This is a genomic window from Thioalkalicoccus limnaeus (genome assembly GCF_041197575.1).
Lineage (GTDB): Bacteria > Pseudomonadota > Gammaproteobacteria > Chromatiales > Chromatiaceae > Thioalkalicoccus > Thioalkalicoccus limnaeus.
This window is the reverse complement of sequence record NZ_JBDKXB010000002.1, coordinates 180,701-200,560: the sequence shown is the minus strand read 5'-3', so window position 1 is coordinate 200,560 and position 19,860 is coordinate 180,701. Positions and strand designations below refer to the sequence as shown.

General features: G+C 65.1%; 20 protein-coding genes. 15 read left to right on the top strand and 5 right to left on the bottom strand.

Translation table 11 applies throughout. The features are described from left to right. The first annotated feature begins 11 nt into the window (after positions 1-11). The 9 genes from rph to ABC977_RS02490 all read left to right on the top strand — a co-directional run bounded on the left by rph (position 12) and on the right by ABC977_RS02490 (position 8,122). Positions 12-785, top strand: coding sequence for a ribonuclease PH (gene rph, locus ABC977_RS02530; RefSeq protein ID WP_369665660.1), 774 nt, complete (start codon positions 12-14; stop codon positions 783-785). Next, positions 782-1,396 (top strand): RdgB/HAM1 family non-canonical purine NTP pyrophosphatase, encoded by a 615-nt coding sequence (gene rdgB / locus ABC977_RS02525; RefSeq protein WP_369665659.1) that lies wholly within the window; start codon positions 782-784, stop codon positions 1,394-1,396. The genes rph and rdgB overlap by 4 nt, the downstream gene beginning before the upstream one ends. Further along, positions 1,393-2,154: a YggS family pyridoxal phosphate-dependent enzyme gene (locus ABC977_RS02520; RefSeq protein ID WP_369665658.1), complete on the top strand. Its 762-nt coding sequence runs from the start codon at positions 1,393-1,395 to the stop codon at positions 2,152-2,154. The genes rdgB and ABC977_RS02520 overlap by 4 nt, the downstream gene beginning before the upstream one ends. A gap of 19 nt (positions 2,155-2,173) precedes the next feature. Then, complete coding sequence (gene proC, locus ABC977_RS02515) at positions 2,174-3,004, top strand: pyrroline-5-carboxylate reductase (RefSeq protein ID WP_369665657.1); 831 nt, start codon at positions 2,174-2,176, stop codon at positions 3,002-3,004. After that, the gene (locus ABC977_RS02510; RefSeq protein WP_369665656.1) at positions 3,001-3,585 is read left to right on the top strand and encodes a YggT family protein; all 585 of its coding nucleotides are present in this window, start codon (positions 3,001-3,003) and stop codon (positions 3,583-3,585) included. Before proC ends, ABC977_RS02510 begins: the two co-directional genes overlap by 4 nt. Before the next feature lie 78 nt (positions 3,586-3,663). Then, complete coding sequence (locus tag ABC977_RS02505; protein WP_369665655.1) at positions 3,664-3,948, top strand: DUF167 domain-containing protein; 285 nt, start codon at positions 3,664-3,666, stop codon at positions 3,946-3,948. A gap of 113 nt (positions 3,949-4,061) precedes the next feature. Next, positions 4,062-6,080 carry a hypothetical protein gene (locus ABC977_RS02500; RefSeq protein ID WP_369665654.1) on the top strand — a complete coding sequence of 673 codons (2,019 nt, stop codon included), beginning with the start codon at positions 4,062-4,064 and terminating at the stop codon, positions 6,078-6,080. Positions 6,081-6,325: 245 nt separating this feature from the next. Beyond that, on the top strand, positions 6,326-7,006 hold the full coding sequence (gene pyrE / locus ABC977_RS02495; RefSeq protein ID WP_369665653.1) for an orotate phosphoribosyltransferase: 681 nt from the start codon (positions 6,326-6,328) through the stop codon (positions 7,004-7,006). After that, the gene (locus ABC977_RS02490; protein ID WP_369665652.1) at positions 7,007-8,122 is read left to right on the top strand and encodes a DUF4124 domain-containing protein; all 1,116 of its coding nucleotides are present in this window, start codon (positions 7,007-7,009) and stop codon (positions 8,120-8,122) included. Positions 8,123-8,209: 87 nt separating this feature from the next. On the opposite strand, the gene argB is transcribed toward ABC977_RS02490, so the two are convergent. The 4 genes from argB to coaBC form a co-directional block, all read right to left on the bottom strand. Continuing rightward, complete coding sequence (gene argB, locus ABC977_RS02485) at positions 8,210-9,106, bottom strand: acetylglutamate kinase (RefSeq protein WP_369665651.1); 897 nt, start codon at positions 9,104-9,106, stop codon at positions 8,210-8,212. Positions 9,107-9,124: 18 nt separating this feature from the next. Then, positions 9,125-11,695 carry a hypothetical protein gene (locus ABC977_RS02480; RefSeq protein WP_369665650.1) on the bottom strand — a complete coding sequence of 857 codons (2,571 nt, stop codon included), beginning with the start codon at positions 11,693-11,695 and terminating at the stop codon, positions 9,125-9,127. A gap of 85 nt (positions 11,696-11,780) precedes the next feature. Next, a complete protein-coding gene (gene dut, locus ABC977_RS02475) occupies positions 11,781-12,239 on the bottom strand; it encodes a dUTP diphosphatase (protein ID WP_369665751.1) in 459 nt (152 codons plus the stop codon). After that, a complete protein-coding gene (gene coaBC / locus ABC977_RS02470; RefSeq protein WP_439849142.1) occupies positions 12,217-13,449 on the bottom strand; it encodes a bifunctional phosphopantothenoylcysteine decarboxylase/phosphopantothenate--cysteine ligase CoaBC in 1,233 nt (410 codons plus the stop codon). The genes dut and coaBC overlap by 23 nt, the downstream gene beginning before the upstream one ends. A 237-nt stretch (positions 13,450-13,686) precedes the next feature. Between coaBC and radC the strand changes: the two genes are divergently transcribed. The 3 genes from radC to rpmG all read left to right on the top strand — a co-directional run bounded on the left by radC (position 13,687) and on the right by rpmG (position 14,999). Beyond that, on the top strand, positions 13,687-14,361 hold the full coding sequence (gene radC / locus ABC977_RS02465) for a RadC family protein (protein ID WP_369665648.1): 675 nt from the start codon (positions 13,687-13,689) through the stop codon (positions 14,359-14,361). 218 nt (positions 14,362-14,579) lie between these two features. Next, a complete protein-coding gene (gene rpmB / locus ABC977_RS02460) occupies positions 14,580-14,816 on the top strand; it encodes a 50S ribosomal protein L28 (RefSeq protein WP_369665647.1) in 237 nt (78 codons plus the stop codon). A gap of 15 nt (positions 14,817-14,831) precedes the next feature. After that, positions 14,832-14,999 carry a 50S ribosomal protein L33 gene (gene rpmG / locus ABC977_RS02455; RefSeq protein ID WP_015279697.1) on the top strand — a complete coding sequence of 56 codons (168 nt, stop codon included), beginning with the start codon at positions 14,832-14,834 and terminating at the stop codon, positions 14,997-14,999. An 88-nt stretch (positions 15,000-15,087) separates the two neighbouring features. Here the strand turns inward: rpmG and leuA are convergent, their stop codons facing one another. After that, positions 15,088-16,761: a 2-isopropylmalate synthase gene (leuA, locus tag ABC977_RS02450; protein WP_369665646.1), complete on the bottom strand. Its 1,674-nt coding sequence runs from the start codon at positions 16,759-16,761 to the stop codon at positions 15,088-15,090. Positions 16,762-17,133: 372 nt separating this feature from the next. Between leuA and ABC977_RS02445 the strand changes: the two genes are divergently transcribed. The 3 genes from ABC977_RS02445 (at position 17,134) to mobA (ending at position 19,860) form a co-directional block, all read left to right on the top strand. Next, positions 17,134-17,598: an Lrp/AsnC family transcriptional regulator gene (locus ABC977_RS02445; RefSeq protein WP_369665750.1), complete on the top strand. Its 465-nt coding sequence runs from the start codon at positions 17,134-17,136 to the stop codon at positions 17,596-17,598. A gap of 392 nt (positions 17,599-17,990) precedes the next feature. Beyond that, complete coding sequence (locus ABC977_RS02440; protein WP_369665645.1) at positions 17,991-19,163, top strand: alpha/beta fold hydrolase; 1,173 nt, start codon at positions 17,991-17,993, stop codon at positions 19,161-19,163. Between the two features lie 76 nt (positions 19,164-19,239). Further along, on the top strand, positions 19,240-19,860 hold the full coding sequence (gene mobA / locus ABC977_RS02435) for a molybdenum cofactor guanylyltransferase MobA (RefSeq protein WP_369665644.1): 621 nt from the start codon (positions 19,240-19,242) through the stop codon (positions 19,858-19,860).

Below are 19,860 nucleotides of genomic sequence, written 5' to 3'. Positions count from 1 at the left end.
CCGTCGCAATCATGCGTCCCTCACAGCGCCGCCCCGACGAATTGCGCCCCGTCTCTTTCACCCGAGGCTTCACCCGATACGCCGAGGGTTCGGTCCTCGTCGAATTCGGCGACACCCGCGTTCTCTGCACGGCAAGCGTCCTTCCCCAGGTGCCCCCTTTTTTGAAGGGCGGTGGCCAGGGTTGGCTGACGGCCGAGTACGGCCTTCTGCCACGCGCGACGAACGAACGGGCCCAGCGCGAAGCGGTCAGGGGCAAACAAAGCGGCCGGACCCTCGAGATCCAGCGCCTGATCGGCCGATCGCTGCGTGCCGCGCTGGATTTGACCAAGCTGGGCGAACGGACCATTACGCTCGATTGCGACGTGCTGCAAGCGGATGGCGGAACCCGCACGGCCGCCATCACCGGCGCATGGCTGGCCCTTCGAGACGCGATCGCGGGCTTGTGCCAGTCAGGCGCACTGCCCGAGTCGCCCCTGGTCGACCAGATAGCCGCCGTGTCGGTCGGACTCTACCGCGGAATCCCCGTGCTGGATCTCGACTATGCCGAAGACGCCGCGGCCGAGACGGACATGAACGTGGTCATGGATGCCTCCGGGGGGTTCATCGAGATTCAAGGAACAGCCGAGCAACACCGCTTCTCGCGCGCCGAACTCGACCGCCTCCTGGATCTGGCCGCGTCGGGCATCGAGACGCTGCACGCACAGCAACGCGCCGCGCTCGGACTCGAAGAGCCACCGACTCCGGCGCCTCGGGGATCGACGGCCACGGGACATGAATCACTATGAGTCGGTCGCCATTACTCGCGCCCTTGGTGCTAGCCAGCAACAACCGGGGAAAGATCGCCGAGATCAACCAGTTGCTTTCCAACCGAGGGCTGTCCGTGCGGCCGCAGGCGGATTTCGGCGTTTGCGAGACGCCCGAGACCGGGCTGACGTTCGTCGAGAATGCCCTGTTGAAGGCCCGGCATGCGACGCGAATCAGCGGGCGCGCGGCCATCGCCGATGACTCGGGACTCGAGGTCGATGCCCTATCCGGTGCACCTGGAATCCGGTCAGCCCGCTACGCCGGACCCGGGGCCAGCGACGCCGACAATCTGGCAAAACTTCTTGAGGCGCTCGCCGACGTCCCAGAGACGGCGCGGACCGCTCGGTTTCGCTGTTTGATCGTTCTCTTGCGACACGCCGAAGACCCGACGCCGATCATCTGTCTTGGCACCTGGGAAGGCCGCATCTCGTTGGCGCCTCGCGGCCAGCATGGCTTCGGCTATGACCCCGTGTTCTTCGTCCCGACGCATGGCGTCTGCGCTGCCGAGCTGGATCCTGAGACGAAGAACCGCTTGAGCCACCGCGGCCAAGCCTTGCGCGAACTGCTCGGATATCTGGAGAAGGAGCGATGACGCCTGGCGGCGGCATCGTGCCGACCACACAGGACGACGCCCCTGCTCCGCCCGAGGCAGAAGGGGTCATCGCGGCGCGCATCGAGCAAGTCCGCGCACGGATTCGGGCCGCGGAACAAGACGCCGGCCGCCCGTCAGGCGATGTGGCGCTCCTTGCGGTCAGCAAGGGGCAGGATGCCGGGATGATTCGTGCCGCTCATGCGGCCGGTCAGCGGGCCTTCGGCGAAAGCTACTTGCAAGAAGCCCTCGACAAGCAACGCCGGCTCGCGGATCTCGCTGACATCGAGTGGCATTTCGTCGGTCGCATCCAAGCGAACAAGACCCGGTCCATCGCAGCCTCGTTCGACTGGGTCCATAGCCTGTGCGACTTGCGGCATGCGACACGGCTCAATGATCAACGACCGGCCGGTCGCCCACCGTTACAGGCGTGCTTGCAGATCAATCTGAGCGGAGAATCGTCGAAGGCAGGCCTCGAGCCGGCGCAGGTCGCTGAGTTCCTTGCCGCCTGCCGGGCCTTGCCCCGGCTTCGAATCCGTGGCTTGATGACGCTGCCCGCGCCAACCGACTCTTTCGCTACTCAGCGCATCCCTTTCCTGGCCCTGCGCCGGCTGCGCGACGGCGTGGCGACCCCGGCGAGCCCGTTGGATGTGTTATCGATGGGCATGTCCGATGACTTGGAAGCCGCGATCGCCGAAGGTGCCACCATCGTGCGATTGGGAACCGCGATATTCGGCGACAGAACACGGCCTGGACACTGATCGAGCGAGGTGATTCATCATGAAGCACGCCCATATCGCCTTCATCGGCGGCGGCAACATGGCCACGAGCCTGATCGCCGGCTTGGTCGCAGACGGTTATGAACCGCAACGGTTGATCGTCAGCGATCCAGTGCCGGCGACGCTGGCCGGATTGAGAGGCCGCTTCGGCATCCGCACGGTCGCGGACAACGCCTCGGCTTTGCGTGAGGCCGACACCCTGGTGTTGTGCGTAAAACCGCAAGTCGCGGCCTCCGTCTGTCGCGATCTGGCCCCTGCCATCAGCGAGCGCATCGGGCTCGTGATCTCGGTCATGGCCGGAGTGCGCGAAACCGCCATCCAGCGCTGGCTGGGGGCGGCCATTCCGATCGTGCGGGCCATGCCGAATACACCCGCCATGTTGCAGGCTGGGGCGATCGGGTTGCACGCCTCCGACCACGTCTCAGCGGTTCAACGCAATGAGGCCGAGACCATCCTGCGCGCGGTCGGCATGGTGCGCTGGATGACCGATGAAGATCAGATGGATGCGGTCACCGCGATCTCCGGCAGCGGTCCAGCCTACTTCTTCCTGTTAATGGAGTCGCTGGAACGGGCGGGAGTCGCCCTTGGACTGACCGCCGAGGACGCCCGGCTGCTGACGATTCAAACGGCACTCGGGGCCGCGCGCATGGCCATCGAAGGCGGCGACCCGCCGGATGTACTGCGCGCGCGAGTGACCTCGCCAGGCGGCACCACAGAAGCCGCACTCAAGGTCTTCGCCACGGCAGGTTTCGGTGACTTGGTGGCCCGGGCTGCCACCGCGGCCAGGGAACGCGCCGGCCAGCTATCTGACCACTTGACGGAGCAGTCATGACCGACGCTTACTTGACCAATCCTCTGATTTTCCTGATCCAGGTACTGTTTGGACTCTACACGACGATCGTCTTGCTCCGATTCCTGCTGCAATGGGTGCGAGCCGACTTCTACAATCCGATTTCCCAGTTCGTCGTCAAGCTCACAACACCTTTGCTTGGACCCTTGCGTCGTGTCGTCCCCGGGATCGGCGGGGCTGACATCGCGTCACTGATCCTTGCTTGGCTGCTCAAATCGACCGAACTGATCCTGATCGGGCTGCTGATCGGACTCGATCGCAACCTAGCAGGCGCCTTTTTCTGGTCCCTTCCGGCACTGGTGGGGCTATTGATCAATATCCTGCTGTTCGCGGTCTTCATACGCGTCATCCTGAGTTGGATCCAACCTGATCCGCGTCATCCGGGGGTCGCTCTCCTCAACCGCCTGACCGATCCGCTGCTCAGACCGGTGCAACGCCTAGTACCCCCTATCAGCGGCATCGATCTGTCGCCGCTGTTCGTGTTGGTCGGCCTAGTGCTCGCGCGCATGCTGATCCTGCCTCCGCTTCAGATGCTGACGCTGAGCCCGTCGTGGGCCGTCTGAACCCGAAGGCGATGAGAATCAGGCACGACACGGGACAACGCGAACGCTTGCGCCGGGATCTCGTGCCTCGATTCGGCGATGAATAGTTGGTACCGCTGGGACGGCGACAACCTGTGGTTGCGCGTCAAGCTGCATCCAAAGGCCAAGCGCGACGGCTTCGTCGGTCCAAGCGACGAGGGCTATCGGATCCAGGTCACGGCCGCCCCCGTCGAGGGTCGTGCCAACGCGAGCTTGCACCGCTTCCTAGCCGATGCCTTCGATGTGCCATTGGCACAGATCGCTTTGAAGAAGGGACTCCGATCGCGCACCAAGTTGGTGGTGATCCGTTCGCCTCGTCGGCTCCCCGTGCCGCTGCCTCGGTAAGACTGGGTTCGGGGGATTCGACGGCACAGCGCCGATTCGTCGAGGGCTCCGCTATAATCGGCTAGCACGAGAGCTTCTGCGGACTCCCGACCTCAGCGGAAACCAGGCATCGGATGTCATCATCGCCCATTCAGCAAGGCGTCGAACTCCATCGCGAATGGAAAACCCGCGTCCTTCGAGCGATCGCTGAGTTACGCGAAGGACTGCGACGAGATCCGGGCGCCACCGCGCTGATCCAGGACACCTTCATCGAGATCGAGCGGGACCGCTTGGAATTGGTCGTCGTGACCAACGCCCCGCAGGGAGGTGCCGATCTGCTGAGGGCGCTGCTGTGGTCGGACCGCGAACCCGACTGGATCCCGGCTGACGCGCGCTATTGCCCGCCCCCGATTCCGATCACCTTCCTGTGGGATGAGGCATGTGGCGAGGCCTATCTGCGGCTGCTGCCGATCGCGACACGCGACGAGGCAACACCGTTAGACGACGACGGCCAGGGGGGCGCCCGCTGGGTCCAGTATCCCTTGACGTACGAGGCACCGACACAGCGGGCTTCCGCGCTCGAGGTCGACCAGAACAAGGCCGCGAACGAGTCCACAACGACACATCCAAGCCTCCTCGATGTGCTCGCGGGCGAGACCGAAATTGCCGAGAGCGACGAGACGCCGAGGGCAAGGTGGCGGCAGGCGCTGGTCAGTCTCCGACACCCTCTGCTCGAAAAAGGTCTGGTCATCACGCTCGCACCGACCCTGACAGGGCTCGATCGCGAACCCGCGATCGCGACGCAGATCCTACATCGAGCTCAGGCCGTGTTGTTCATTCTCGACGTCGAACGCGGACTCTCCGCGACCGATCTCGCGATCTGGCAACGCCATCTCAGCAGCTGTCCGAAGGGCGCGGGCCAAGCCCTGATCGTCGGGCTCGACCGCTCAGGCCCGCCCACCAACGACAGCACACGGACACCACTGCCCAATAGCCGGATCGAGCAGGTGCGCGACGCCCTGCGTGTCGGCCCAAACCAGGCCGTATCCATCGCGTCCAGGCTCGCGTTGACCGCATGCCGACGCGGGGATGCGCTGCTGATGCGTCACAGCGGCTTGCCCAACCTCGAGCAGGCGCTCATCTCCGGCCTGCTCGAGGCAAAACACCAAGCCATCATCGAACGTCTCGACGATGGTATCGGGCGATTGTCCCGAGACCTGCTCCCGACACTCTCGGCACGCATCACCGAGAACGAAACACTCCTCGAGGAACTGATCAGACTCCAGGCCAAGAGCGCGCAGACGATTGGCCGGCTGACCGCGCAAACCCAGGCCCAACAAGAGGCGTACCTGCAGGCGGTGACCTGTTACCAGGCGAGCCGTGAGCGGATCATGGCCGCCGCCGCACCCTGTCACGCGGCACTTTCCCGACATAGCATCGATGCCTTGATCGAACAGGGACATCGGGAAATGGTCCTGAGTTGGACGACACGCGGACTGGCAAGCGCCATGAAGGGCCTGTTCGATCGGCTCCGGGCTCGGATGCAAAGGGTCGCCGATCAAAGCGAAACGCTGCGCTCCCTGGTTCGTGAAACCTACCAGGAATTCGGCGAAATAGACGGCTTCGACCTGTTGACGCCGCGCGTCTTCGTGCCGACCCGGTTCCATGTCGAGCTCGAGCTCCTGTACCAGGAGGTCGAGCTCTACCACCGGAGTCCGGCGCTGATCTTCTCGGAACAGGCGCGCGTCATCGAGCGGTTTCACGAGCAAATGGTCAGTCGCGCTCGGGTGTTATTCGATCAATTGGCCCGCAGTGTCGATCCTTGGATCCGTGATGCCCTCCTGCCTATCGCCGACGCGATCGAGCAGCACCGGACCGCGATGGAGCGAGGCTTGGAGGAGCTCGCGCGGATCGCCCATTCGAGCAAAGGATTGGAACAGCGAATCGTCGCGATGCGTGCCGAACAACTCCAACTGAACCAGCAACTGACAGCATTGCGCCTTTTCGAGCGCGCGGTCGATCACACGCCGAGGCTGTCACCCGAGCTGGAAACCGCCCCCGACGCGACCGCGACCAGCCGATCGGGCGGTGCGGACCACCCGGGCGTCACTCGGCCGACCGTCGATGCCGGTACGACCAGCGGCCTCGCGTGAACGAAACCGACGCCATGCCGTCATACCTTTCAGCAGTAGCAACGCGCCACAGGAGGGCGCGTTTGGATATGATAGGCGCGTCTTGTCGATGCTCCAGGGGATCTTGAGAGACCGTGTCGATCGGATCGTCGCTCGTGCGCATCGCCAACGGAGGTGGCGGCTGCGAGGCCGTGTCTTGCGCTGGGAGCGCCAAAGGTTGCTGCCACCCTCAGGGCCGCATCTCGACCGTTTCTGGACTACAGTTTATGCTTGATTACCAGAAGGAATTCTTGCGTTTCGCCATCGAAACAGGCGTTTTGCGATTCGGCGAGTTCACGCTCAAATCGGGCCGGCGCAGCCCCTATTTCTTCAATGCCGGCCTCTTCGATACCGGCGCGAAGCTCGCCGCCCTGGGTCGTTTCTACGCCGAGGCCATCGTGGCAGCTCGCCTCGATTTCGACGTGCTCTACGGTCCCGCATACAAAGGCATACCGCTCGCCGTCGCCACGGCCGTCGCCTTGGTTGATCGGCATGGTGTCGACCGACACTACGCCTTCAATCGAAAGGAGAGCAAGGACCATGGCGAAGGCGGCTCGCTGGTCGGCGCGTCGCTCGAGGGTCGCGTTCTCATCATCGATGATGTCATCACGGCCGGCACCTCGGTGCGCGAATCGGTTGCCCTCATCCGAGCCCACGGCGGACAACCGAGCGGGATCATCATCGCACTGGACCGGCAAGAGCGCGGCGCCGACGAGCGTTCTGCGATCGCCGAGGTCCAATCAGACCTGGGCTTGCCGGTGACGGCCATCGTTACCCTCGATGATCTGCTCGCCTACCTCGAGCAAACACCGGTCGCCGGCGCCGACTTCGGCGCGGTGCATCGTTACCGCGCTCGCTTCGGCGTCGCGGTGGACGAGGGCTTGCCGGCCCAGAGCCCCGTTGGTTAGATGCGACGATTCGCGAGACCCTTCGTGGAAGGCCGATCGCTCGACGACCAAAAACACCGTGAAGGCACAACAGTGGGCGGCGTCCTGACGCGCGCCCGACGTACCGGGGCTCGGTGGCTCTTTTCGGCGAGGAGGCCGCGGTGCCGCTCCGCGATCGTCGTCGGCTGCTGTTGTGCACTGATCGCCACGACACCGATGAGTCAGATCTACCGCTGGGTCGATCAGGACGGGCAGGTGCACTACTCCGACCAGATCCCCCCAAGCCACAGCTCGCGCGGTCACACGCGGATCAATGACACCGGCATCGCGGTCGAGGTGGTGCCACCCGCGAAGACCCCCGAAGAATGGCGCAGGGAACAGGATCTGGAACGTCTGCGTCAACGCCAACAACGGCTGCTGGAGGAGCAGGCGGCAGCCGACAACCTGCTATTGCGCAGCTATGGATCGATCGGTGACATCGAGGCCGCCCGCAACAACAATCTCGCAACCATCGACGCCGCGATCCTGGTCACGCGCAACGAGATTCGCCGCCAACAGGAAGCCTTGACGGGTCTTTACACGGAGGCCGCCGACCTCGAACGTGCCGGGCGGACGGTCCCCGATACGCTCGGCGGGCGGATCCTGCAACTGGAGACGGCAATCCGCGACGCCTATGCGAGGATCCTCGAACGCGAACAACAGAAGCAGCAGATCCGCGAGTCATTCGCGCGTGACATCCAGCGCTTTCAGGAGTTGCGAGGGCTCGCACAGTGGCGCGACGAGGTTCCCGTCGAGCCTGCCGAGACGACCACAAGCCCAGCACTGCCCAACCTCGTTGTCTGCGCGGATCAAGCGGAGTGCGAACGCTTGTGGCATCTTGCCGTGGCCTATGTCCACCGGCACGCAACGACGCCGGTACACGTCTCGGCCGACAACCTGCTCGCCACCGCAGCCCCGCGAGGACCAAACGATGTGAGTCTGATCCTGTCACGGCTCCCAGCCCCGACCGGACAGGGGGCCTCGCAGTTGTTCCTCGACCTGCAATGCGCGGCGAGCCCGCAAGGCGCGAGCGCCTGCGATGCGACGAAGGCAGGCCCCATCCTCGAGGGCTTTCAAAGGGCGCTGGAGCGGCCCTGATCAGCCTCGCGGCCCGCGGAGGTCAGCGCATCACAACGAGGGCGCAGGTCATGACCGAGCGCGGTCGTGAACCGGCCCGCGCATCGATCAGCGCCGCCGGATCAAGGTACCAACCCCCTCGTCGGTAAACAGGTCCAGCAAGAGCGCATGCTCGACGCGACCGTCCAGGATATGGGCACTGGCGACCCCGGATTGGACCGCATCGACCGCACACCGGACCTTCGGTAGCATGCCTCCGTGAATGACCCCCTGCTCGATCAATTGAGCGATCCGTGCCACATCCAACTCGCTGAACAGACTCCCATCCGTATCGAGGATACCAGCGGTGTTGGTCAGCAGCAGCAGCTTTTCGGCGGTCAGTACCTCCGCGACCTTGCCGGCCACCAGATCCGCATTGATATTGTACGAAAAGCCATCCCGGCCGACCCCGATCGGCGCGATCACCGGGATGAAATCGCCCTTTATCAGCATGTTGACGACACCCACGTCGATGCTTTCGACCTCGCCGACATGACCGAGATCGATGATCTCAGGCGCCAGCAGCTCCGGTGCATCACGATGCAGGATCAGCTTGCGCGCGCGGATCAGGTCGCCATCCTTGCCCGTCAGACCGACGGCCGAACCGCCCTGCCGATTGATCAGGTGCACGATCTCCTTGTTGACGAGGCCGCCGAGAACCATCTCGACGACATCCATCGTTTCGCTGTCGGTGACACGCATCCCTTGGACGAATTCCGACACCTTGCCGAGTCGCTGCAACAGACGGCCGATCTGCGGCCCACCGCCATGCACGACGACCGGGTTGATGCCCACCAGCTTCATCAAGATCAAGTCTCTGGCGAACCCCTGTTGCAACGCCGGATCCACCATCGCATTGCCACCGTACTTGATCACCATCGTCTTGCCGCGAAAGCGTTGAATGTACGGCAAGGCCTCGATCAGGACGTGGGCGATATTACGGGCTCGTTCGCTCGGCAAGGACATCGGTTCTATCTCGTTCGATCAGAATGGTAGTGAGAGATGCGGGGCGGCCTGTCCGAGCAAGGCACGGAATCGATCCTCGATCGCGGCCAGTGCCGCTTCGTCGTCAGCCTCGAAGCGAAACGCGAGCCCCGGCAGGCTGGCATCGGCCCGCACTAAACCCCAGCCCTCCGCGAAGTCGGCGCGCAGCCCATCGCTCGTCTTCAGATCCGCCCCATCGAGTCGCCGCGCCAGTTCCAGCAAGAGCGACATCGTCTTGGACACCTCGTCGTCGCTCATCGGCACCTGGTATTCCGGTGTCGCGATCGACACCGGCATCGCCGCGAAGACTTCAGCGCTCGCACGCGGGTCTAAGGCCAGCACTTCGAGCAGGCGAGCCCCGGCATACAGGGCATCCGCGAATCCATACCAACGCTCACCGATGATCAAGTGGCCGTTTCCATCACCACCGATCATGCCTCCGCTGCGGCGAAGCTGCGCCTGGAGTCGCCCAGGCCCGGATCGCGCGACGACCGAGCGACCACCATGCAGCAGGATCTCACTGGCCAAATGGCGCGAGCACGCGACGTCACACACCACGCTGCTGCCGGGATGTCGCGACAGGATGTCGGTCGCAAGCAGCATCAGGACGCGATCCGACGCGACGAAAAGCCCCGACGAATCGACGACCCCGAGGCGCGCGCCATCGCCGTCGAACGCGAGCCCCAGATCGGCCTGTTCGGCCACGACCCTGCGCCCCAGGTCGGCCAAGTCGCCCGGGTGCGCCGGATCCGGCATCCCATCGGTGGGCAGCAGACCGTCCCCTGGCTTGGATTCCATGTCGATGACCTGGCAACCCAGCCGCCGGTAAAGCCCCGGAGCGACCGCCGATGTCGCTCCGTTGCCACAATCGACGACGACCTTGATGACCCGCGCCAACGTGACATCCCGATGCACCCGTTCGACGTAGGCCTCGACCATGTCCTGTTCCCGATAGCCACCACCCTGGTCCTTGGTCAAATCGCCGCGCAGGATGCGTTCATACAACGCGACCAGGCCATCTTCGACCAGGGCCTGCCCACCCAACAGGATCTTCATGCCATTGTATTCGGCGCGACTGTGTCCACCGGTGACCATGACGCCGGATAGGTCGCCTTGGGCACAGGCCGCGAAGGACAGGACCGGCGCCGGCGTCACGTCCAGGTCGATGACCTGACACCCGCTCTCGCGCAGCCCATCGATCAGCGCTGCGGCCAGGTCCGGCGACGATGCTCGGTGATCACGGCCAACGAAGATACCGCGATCGAGGCTGCCATCACGGATCTCGCAGCCGATCGCCAGACCGATGTCGCGGGCCAGCCCTTCGGACAAGTCCCTGCTCGCCAGACCCCGAATGTGATTCGACCGAAAGAGGTGCGGGGGGATCGCGGCGGTCGACCGCTCGGCCGGTGCGACCGAGCGTGCCGGGCCTTTCTGGAGCAGGGCCGCCAACTCGGGGGCCAGGGTCTCGAACGCGGTCGCCGGTTCAACGCCGACCTCGTCCCGTCCGAGCGGCCCGGTCTTGCTCCCCCTGTCGTGGCTGGTGGCCGCGACCAAGGCCTCGACCATGGGGCTCAGCCGAGTCGCAAAATCGGCCGTCTCGGCGAATCGATTGGACGGTGAACGCCAGCCACCCGACGCCACCAAGGCCTCGATCGACGTCGAGATCCGTTCCAGATCCCGAGCGACCGCAGCGGCTTGGCGGCGATACAGGAAGACGAGCATCGACCCCACGAACCCGATCAGCACGACCAGGACACCACCCAAGGGCACCAGGAGACCAGGGGCCAGCCATCCACTCCGCTCCATCCATAGCGCCACCACCAGACGGGTACCGGGTATCGCGACGACCCGATCCGGCTCGCTCCCCGACGGTTCGCCATCGCCCGACGGCCAATCGATCATGATCAGGCGCTCCCCGACCCGCTGCTGGTATCGCACCATGCCGAGCCTCGGGATCCTGGCCGACTGTTCCGGCAACCACGACAACGGCAGCGCGACGTAGAGCACGCCGGTTATCCCACCGCTGTCCGCATCCTTGATCGGCTGCGCGATCGCAAGGTGGCGCTCGGGGGAACCCAGGCGATGGACCTCCAGCGGCGTCACGTCACCGTTACGTGCCGCCTCGCGCATCAAATCGCGTCCGGCGAAACTCAGCGCAGGATCATCGACCGATGGAGACAGGGCCTCGGCGAGTGGTCGCAGATGGAGCGCTGAGACACCGGGCCAGTCCCAGCGGCCCAATGCATCCGCTTCGCGCCAATCGACGGCCTCCCCATTGGCCAGCGCCGACCGCAATCGTGGATCCTTGGCCCATTCGTCGAGGACGCGGTGCAGCTCGACGAGACGGCCGGCGACCTGCGTCTGGATCGCTTCGGCCCAACCCGTCGACCGCTTGGCATCGAGCGAGGATTGGTGCCCCTGCACGACGACCAGCGTGGCTGCCACCGTGCCTAACACGACCAGCGACACACCGACAAATGGCAATCGCCACATGGATGCCAGCGTCGGTGGCTTGCTCTTCGCAGCCGCCGAAGCACTGGATAGGGTCTGCTTCTGGCGCCACCACTTCATGCCGTCCTCTCGCTATCGGCTGACCACAACCGATCAATGTCGCCCGAACGTGCGGCTTATCGACCGCAACCACCGTTCGAGAGCCTCAATCGCGGCCACTGTGTCCAAACCCACCGGAACCGCGCGCCGTGCCGGACAGTTCCTCGACCAGGTCCAGTTCCACCTTCAGGATCGGAACCAGAACGAGTTGCGCGATCCGCTCGCCAACCTGGACCCGGTAGGGACGCTGGCCGCGATTCCAGCAGGAGACGAGCAACGGCCCCTGGTAGTCGGAATCGATCAAACCCACCAGGTTCCCGAGGACGATGCCATGCTGATGGCCGAGCCCGGAGCGCGGCACGATCAGGGCCGCAAGGCCCGGGTCGGCGATATGGATGGCGAGCCCCGTCGGCAGGAGTTCGGTAGCCCCCGGGTCCAACACCAACTCGGTCGTGAGCATGGCCCGCAGATCGAGCCCGGCCGCCCCGTCGGTCGCATAACGCGGCAACGGGAAATCGCGACCGAGCCGTTGGTCGAGGAGCTTAACGCGGAGTCGATGCGAGATAGCGTTCAACGATCAAATCCACCAATCGATCAGCGAGCTGCGGTTTCGGCATCAGCGGGAAGGAGTGCTGCCCACCCGCCCACAAGACGAGCAACGCGTTGTCGGCGGCATCGAACCCGCCCTCTTCGGCGCCAACCTGGTTGGCCGCGATCATGTCCAGTCCCTTGCCGTGCAGCTTCGCGACCGCGTGCTGCTCGAGCTGGCTGGTCTCGGCCGCAAAGCCCACAACGAACGGGCGCGGCCGCCGCGCCGCGACCCGCGCCAGGATGTCTGGGTTCTTCACGAGCCGGATGACCAACTCATCCATCTGCTTCTTGATCTTGTCCGCGGCCACCTCGGCCGGACGATAATCGGCGACGGCCGCTGCCGCGACGAAGATGTCGGCATCGGCCACTCGCGCCATCACGGCGGCGTCCATCTCCAACGCGGTCTCGACCTGAACCAGTTCCGCGACAGCCGGGGCTGGCCGAGCGACCGGCCCCGTCACCAGGATCACGTCGGCACCGCGCGCCCCAAAGGCCTCCGCGAGCGCGAATCCCATCCGACCGGAGCTGCGGTTGCCGATGAAACGCACCGGGTCGATCGCCTCGCGGGTCGGTCCCGCCGTCACCAACACGCGGCGCCCATGCAACGGACGCGGCCGGTCAGCGACCAAGGCCGCGATGATCTCGGCCGGCTCGAGCATCCGCCCGGGTCCTCGTTCCCCGCAGGCCTGATCACCGATCGCCGGACCCAGGATCGTCACGCCGCGGGCCTCGAGCCGCCGCAGGTTCTCCTGTGTCGCCGGATGCAACCACATCCGATGATTCATCGCCGGAGCCAGCACCAACGGGGCGGTCGTCGCCAAGGCCAACGTCGTCAACAGATCATCGGCAAGGCCCTGCGCCAGCCGGGCGATCAGGTGCGCGGTGGCCGGCGCCACCAGTAACAGATCCGCCCAGCGAGCCAATTCGATATGGTCCATCCCTTCCTCGCCGTGCGGGTCCAGCACCTCCTGCCGCACCGCGAAGCCCGACACGGCTTGCAGCGTCAGCGGCGTCACGAAGGCCCCGGCCGCCCTGGTCATGACCACGCGCACCGTTGTGCCGCGCTCGCGCAGACGCCGCACGAGGTCGACGGCCTTGTAGGCCGCGATTCCGCCACTGACCCCCAACAGGATCTGGGTGTACGGCAAAGGGCTCAACGGTACCTCTCGTCGGATGAACGGCATCGCGGACCAGTGTAACCGAATTCGCGCCGGTTTACGGTATCGCCGAACCGCAGACCCCGATCTGGGTGCCCGGTCAATCGGTCGCGATGCCAAACCGACTCGCTCGGGCTAGAATCCCCTCACCGGCCGACCTAGGGTCGGCTCGCGACCGCGCTGCCAGTTCCGCAACTCGAAACGGCACGGCACGGCACGGCACGGCACGGCACGGCAACAGTTTAGGATCTTCGGAGGACAAGGATGCCGATCAAAGACTGGCCTGAGGACGAACGTCCACGCGAACGGCTGCTGGCGCGGGGCGCCCAAGCCCTGACCGACGCCGAACTGCTCGCGATCTTCCTGCGGACCGGGATACCCGGCAAGAGCGCCGTTGATCTTGCGCGCGATCTCCTCAACGAGTTCGACGGCCTACGCGGCCTTTTCTCGGCCACCCAGGGCCAATTCTGCCGCGCAAGAGGCCTGGGCCTGGCCAAATACGCCTTGCTGCAGGCGGTCCTCGAGATGAGCCGCCGCTACATCGAGGAACGGCTGCAGCGCTGCGATATCCTGACCAGCCCGGACGCTACGCGGGACTATCTGAAAGCCCGCCTGTACGCGTACCCGCATGAGGTGTTCGCCTGCCTGTTCCTCGACAACCGCCATCGGGTGCTCGGTTACCAGGAACTGTTCCGCGGCACGATCGACGGAGCCAGCGTGCATCCGCGCGAGGTCGTCCGCCAAGCCCTCGCGATCAATGCCGCGGCCGTGATCTTCGCGCACAACCATCCCTCCGGCGTCGCCGAACCCAGTCAAGCCGACATCCGCATCACCCAGCGCCTCAAGGAGGCCCTCGCGCTGATCGATGTGCGGGTGCTCGACCACATCATCATCGGCGACGGGCAGGGGACATCACTTGCCGAACGCGGGTTGCTCTAGCGCGCCCCGACAGCCTGCCCGGAAACAAAATGCGCAAAGACCGCGCGGCGCGCCCGCGGAAACGCCAAACACCTCGGCGGTGTCATTCAGCTTCAGCGTCCGAGGCAGGCCCGAGACCTAGTTGCGTCGCCGCCGACGAATTGGTATCCTCTTCTGTCTTTGCAGGCTGTTTTCAGCGCTACTGCTCGGCAACCGGAATCCTAAGAAGGGGACTCGTCATGTCGAAGGTTTGTCAAGTGACCGGCAAGCGCCCGCTCACCGGTTGCAACGTTTCTCACGCCAACAACAAAACGAAACGCCGTTTTTTGCCGAATCTGCATCATCGGCGCTTCTGGGTCGCTAGCGAAAACCGCTGGGTCAGGCTGCGCGTGTCGTCGCACGGCCTGCGGATCATCGATAAGCGCGGCATCGATCTGGTCCTGTCGGATCTGCGCGCCCAAGGTGTCAAGGTTTAACCTGGAGGGTTCCCCATGGCCAAGGCCGCTCGCGAAAAGATCCGCCTGATATCCAGTGCCGGGACCGGTCATTTTTACACGACCACGAAGAACAAGCGGAATCAACCGGGCAAGATGGAGATCAAGAAGTTCGACCCGGTCGTGCGTCAGCACGTGATGTACAAGGAAGGCAAGATCAAATAGCCTCGCGCGGCTCGCGAGGACGATGAAAAGGGCGGCCCGCCATCGGCGGACCGCCCTTTTCTTTGCGCGACGTCCAGCGCGAAACTCATCAGGCCGCTTGCGCAGCGACCACCGGTGACGCGGCGCGATTGATCGCGGAGAACACGGCCCGCAGCGACGCACTGACGGTATCCTGGTGGATGGCAGCCCCGGCCACGCGCTGTCCGTCGAGATTCAACAGCACGTAAGCCGCGGCCTCGGCATCGGTGCCCACGCCGATTGCGTGCTCGCTGTAATCGACGACGTCGAGCCGACGCCCACTGTGGCGCATCCAGGCATCGACAAAGGCCTCGATGGCCCCATTGCCCTCGCCGCGCAAGACCCGTTCGACCCCCTCCTCGACCATGCGCACCTCGATGACCTCGTGACCGTTGCGGTCGAGGCGATAACCAAGCAGCTGGACTGACCCCTGATCGACGACGAAATGGGTGCGAAACAGCTCATGGACACCCGCAGCCACCAGCTCGCCTCCGCGGCGTTCACTTTCGGCCTGAACCAGGCGGGCCAACTCGGTTTGCAACCAACGCGGCAGCGACAAGCCATAGTCGCGCTCCAGAAGGAACGCCATGCCACCCTTGCCGGATTGGCTATTGACGCGGATCACCGCCTCATAGGTCCGCCCAATATCGCACGGGTCGATCGGAAGATAGGCGACCTGCCAGGGCGCATCGGCCGTTTGACGCCGCAGGCATTTGCGGATCGCGTCCTGATGACTGCCGGAAAAGGCCGTGTAAACCAAGTCACCGACCCAGGGATGGCGGGGGTGGACCGGCATGCCAGTACACTCCTTCACGACCTGGATGATCCGATCCGGGCGTGACACATCGATCCGCGGATCGACCCCCTGGCTGTACAGGTTCATGGCCAACGTCACGATATCCATGTTGCCGGTCCGCTCGCCGTTTCCGAGCAGCGTGCCCTCGACCCGATCAGCCCCCGCCAGCAACGCGAGCTCCGCCGCTGCGACCGCGCCGCCGCGATCGTTGTGGGTATGGACCGACAGGATCAGGTGATCCCGATCACGGACGTTCGTCGCAAAGTATTCGACCTGGTCGGCGAACACATTCGGACTGGCCACCTCGACCGTCGCCGGGAGATTGATGATACAGGGCCGCTCCGGCGTCGGCTCCCACACCCCCATCACGGCCTCACACACCTCGATCGCGAAGTCCGGCTCGGTCGCGGTGAAGCTCTCGGGCGAGTATTGGAACGTCCAGTCGGTACCCGGATATTTCGCCGCCTCCCGCCGCAACCATTCCGCCCCCCGGACGGCCAGCGCCTTGATGGTCTCGCGACCCTGGCCGAACACCCAGTCACGCTGCACCGGCGACGTGGAATTGTAGACGTGGACGATGGCCTGCGACACCCCGCGCAGGGCCTCGAACGTGCGCTGAATCAGATCCTCGCGCGCCTGCACCAGGACTTGAATCCGGACATCCCCCGGAATCTCTTCCTCCTCGATCAACCAACGCACGAAGTCGTAGTCGGGCTGGCTCGCCGCCGGAAACCCGACCTCGATATCTTTGAGCCCGACCTCGACCAACAAAGACCACAGGCGGCGCTTTTGCGCTACGCTCATGGGCTCGATCAGTGCTTGGTTGCCGTCGCGAAGATCGACACTGGCCCACCGCGGCGCCTGTTCGATGACCCGGTTGGGCCATGTCCGATCGGGCAACCGCACGACCGGTCCGGGACGATATTTCCGATAGTCGAAACTCGACATGGCTGGCTCCATGGTTTCATGATCCGGACAGCAGCGTCCAACGGATCGGATGGAATCGGACGCGACGACCGACGGGCGCGCCGGTCTGGCCAAGCCGCCCGGAACGCCACCAACCAGCCCCGCACCCCCGTCACCCTCGTGAGGCTTCGGAAGACGCGACATCCTCGTGAGATGCCCAGGCACCGGGCAGCCACCTTGTGGGCGGAAGCCGTGCCGGTTTACGCCGGTCGCCGAATGGAGGTCAGATTAACCCGGATGAACCAGCAGAGGATTGCTGAATCGGACCAAGAACCGCCGATTGTGAAACGAGATTGCGCAAATATAATATATCGAGGCCGTTTATTGCCAAGAGGCCGGATGATGGTGTCACCGATGAAGCTCGATCGCTACGACCGTCGGATCCTCGAGGAGCTGCAGCAGGATGGCCGACTCAGCAACCAGGACCTCGCCGATCGCATCGGACTCTCGCCGTCCCCGTGCCTGCGGCGCGTGCGCGCGCTCGAGGAGGCGGGCCTCATCGCTGGTTACCGCGCCTTGCTCGACGCCAACAAGCTCGGGCTCACGCTGACCGCCGTCCTGAGCATCTCGATGGACCGCCACACACCCGAACGGTTCGCCCATTTCGACGCGGCCGTCGCCGCGCTGCCCGAGGTGCTCGAGTGTCTTCTGATTACCGGACGTGACGCCGACTACCATCTCAAGGTGATCGTTCGCGATATGGATGCCTATCAGGATCTGCTGCTCAACAAACTGACCCGCATCGAGGGTGTCGCCGGGGTCCATTCGAGCTTCGTGCTGCGCAAGATCGTCGAGCGCACCAATCTGCCGCTGCCTTGAACCGCACTGCGACCCATCGTGCGGTGCATCATGCTTGAACCGATGAAGCCCGCGGCGTAGCCTTGACACAAATCCCATGCGCCGATCGCGGAATCGCGCTCGCGCCAGCCGTTGGGCTGCTCCAGCCGACCGAGTGCGCCGAATGTCGAGGACACGAACGGATCGGCCGCAGTGTGGCTCGACCGCCATCCTGCGGCCGATCCGCGCGCCAGAGGCGATGCCGACGAGACCTTGCGCGCCGACTCGGTGTCAGACGAGGATGCGACCAACGGATCAACAGCCCCGCCGGGTCGACCGCGGCGACTCCACTTGGACATCGACAGACCGGTCGGGCGGGCGACGACCCGGCAGACCCGGACCACGACCGTAAAACAGCTATCGCGGAGGTACAGATGAAGAACCGCACGAAACGACGAGCCAACAAGAACGCCAAGGGTTCCCGCGGCACGACGCCAAAGGCGACGACCCAAAGTGCCGCCGGTACGGCAGGCAACAGCCAGCCGAACCGCGCGGCACCGAACGGCGACCAGGCAGCGAAAACGGCACCGACCGCGAAACCCCGTGCGACAGCCTCGCGACCATCGACCACCACGACGGGCTCGGGGTCGCTGCCGCCCGCGGTGAGCGCCCCGCGAAACGACTACGTCCGCCCCGACGGCATTCGGCTCAACTACTATGTCGACGGCCCGGCCGGGGGTCGACCGCTGTTGCTGATCCACGCGATCAACGCCGCGCCCAGCGTCTATGAGCTCAAGCCGCTGTTCGAGCACTATCGCACCCGGCGACGCGTTTACGCGCTCGACTTCCCGGGCTTCGGTTTCTCCGACCGCGGCGACCGTCGCTACTCGCCGCAGCTCTACACGGACACCATCGTCGACTTCGTCACACAGGTGATCAAGGAACCGGTCGATGTCGTCGCCCTGTCCCTTGGCAGCGAGTTCGCCACCCAGGCGGCCCTGCGCGCCCCGGAACTGTTCGCCACCTTGACCCTGATCTCGCCAACCGGCTTCAGTGACCGGCGGTTACCGAACGGCGAGGGCCAGGTCGCCAAATGGGCGCACAAGGTGCTCAGTGTCCCCTTGTGGGGGCCAGGGCTCTTCAAGCTCCTCGCGACCCGGCCGAGCATCCGCTACTTCATGAAGAAGTCCTTCGTCGACGCTGTGCCAGCCGAGTACATCGAGTATGCCTATGCGGCCGCGCATCAGCCCGGCGCCCATCATGCGCCGCTCTACTTCCTGTCCGGGCAACTGTTCACGACGGATGCCTACGACCGCTTCTATTCGAAGGTCTCACAGCCGGTCCTGGTGATCCACGACCGCGACCCCAACGTGTCGTTCGAACGGCTGCCGGCGCTGCTGGCCGAGCGGCCGAATTGGCAGGAGGCGCGGATCGCTCCATCACTGGGGCTGCCGCACTGGGAGAAGCTGGCCGAGACCGCCGAGGTGCTCGATCGGTTCTGGGCCGATCAGACGGCCGCGCCGGTGACCGAAGCGGCCGCCCCGACAGACGCCGACAGGGCTGCGGCCGACGCGGACGCGCCGACGACCGATCGCGATACGGCTTAGGCGCGCCGGCACACGGGAGGCTGTCGCGCCTGACGACAGCCTCCCTCCGGGGCCCCCAACCGAGAATCCTTTGGCCATGGTCGCACGCGATCCCCATCCGGATCAGATTACCGGGCTGATCCTCGCCGGCGGACGGGGACGGCGCCTGGGCGGCAGCGACAAGGGACTCGTTGGCTGCGCCGGGCGCCCGCTGATCGCCTGGGTCATCGATGCGCTCGCGCCCCAGGTCGGTGGTGGGCTTTTGATCAGCGCCAACCGCAACCTTGCGACCTATCGCGCGCTGGGCTGGCCCGTGGTCCAGGATCGGGAAGACGACTTCGCGGGTCCGCTCGCCGGCCTCGCGAGCGCGATGGCCGCCGCCCGCACACCATGGATTCTCGTCGTGCCATGCGATGCACCGCTGATCCCGGCGGATCTCGCGACCCGTCTTGCCGCGGCCCTCGTCGCCGAACGCGCCGAACTCGCGCTGGCCGACGACGGCGAGCGTCTGCATCCGCTGCACGCGCTGCTCCCGGTCGACCTGGCCCCGAGCCTCGACCGGTTCCTGGCCTCGGGCCAGCGAGCCGTGCGGGATTGGTATGCGCAGCATCATTGCGCAAAGGCCGACCTGAGCGACCAGGCCGATGCCTTCCGCAACCTGAACACGCCGGCCGACATCGCCGCCCTCCGCGACCGACTGGCCGGGCGCACCGAGTGA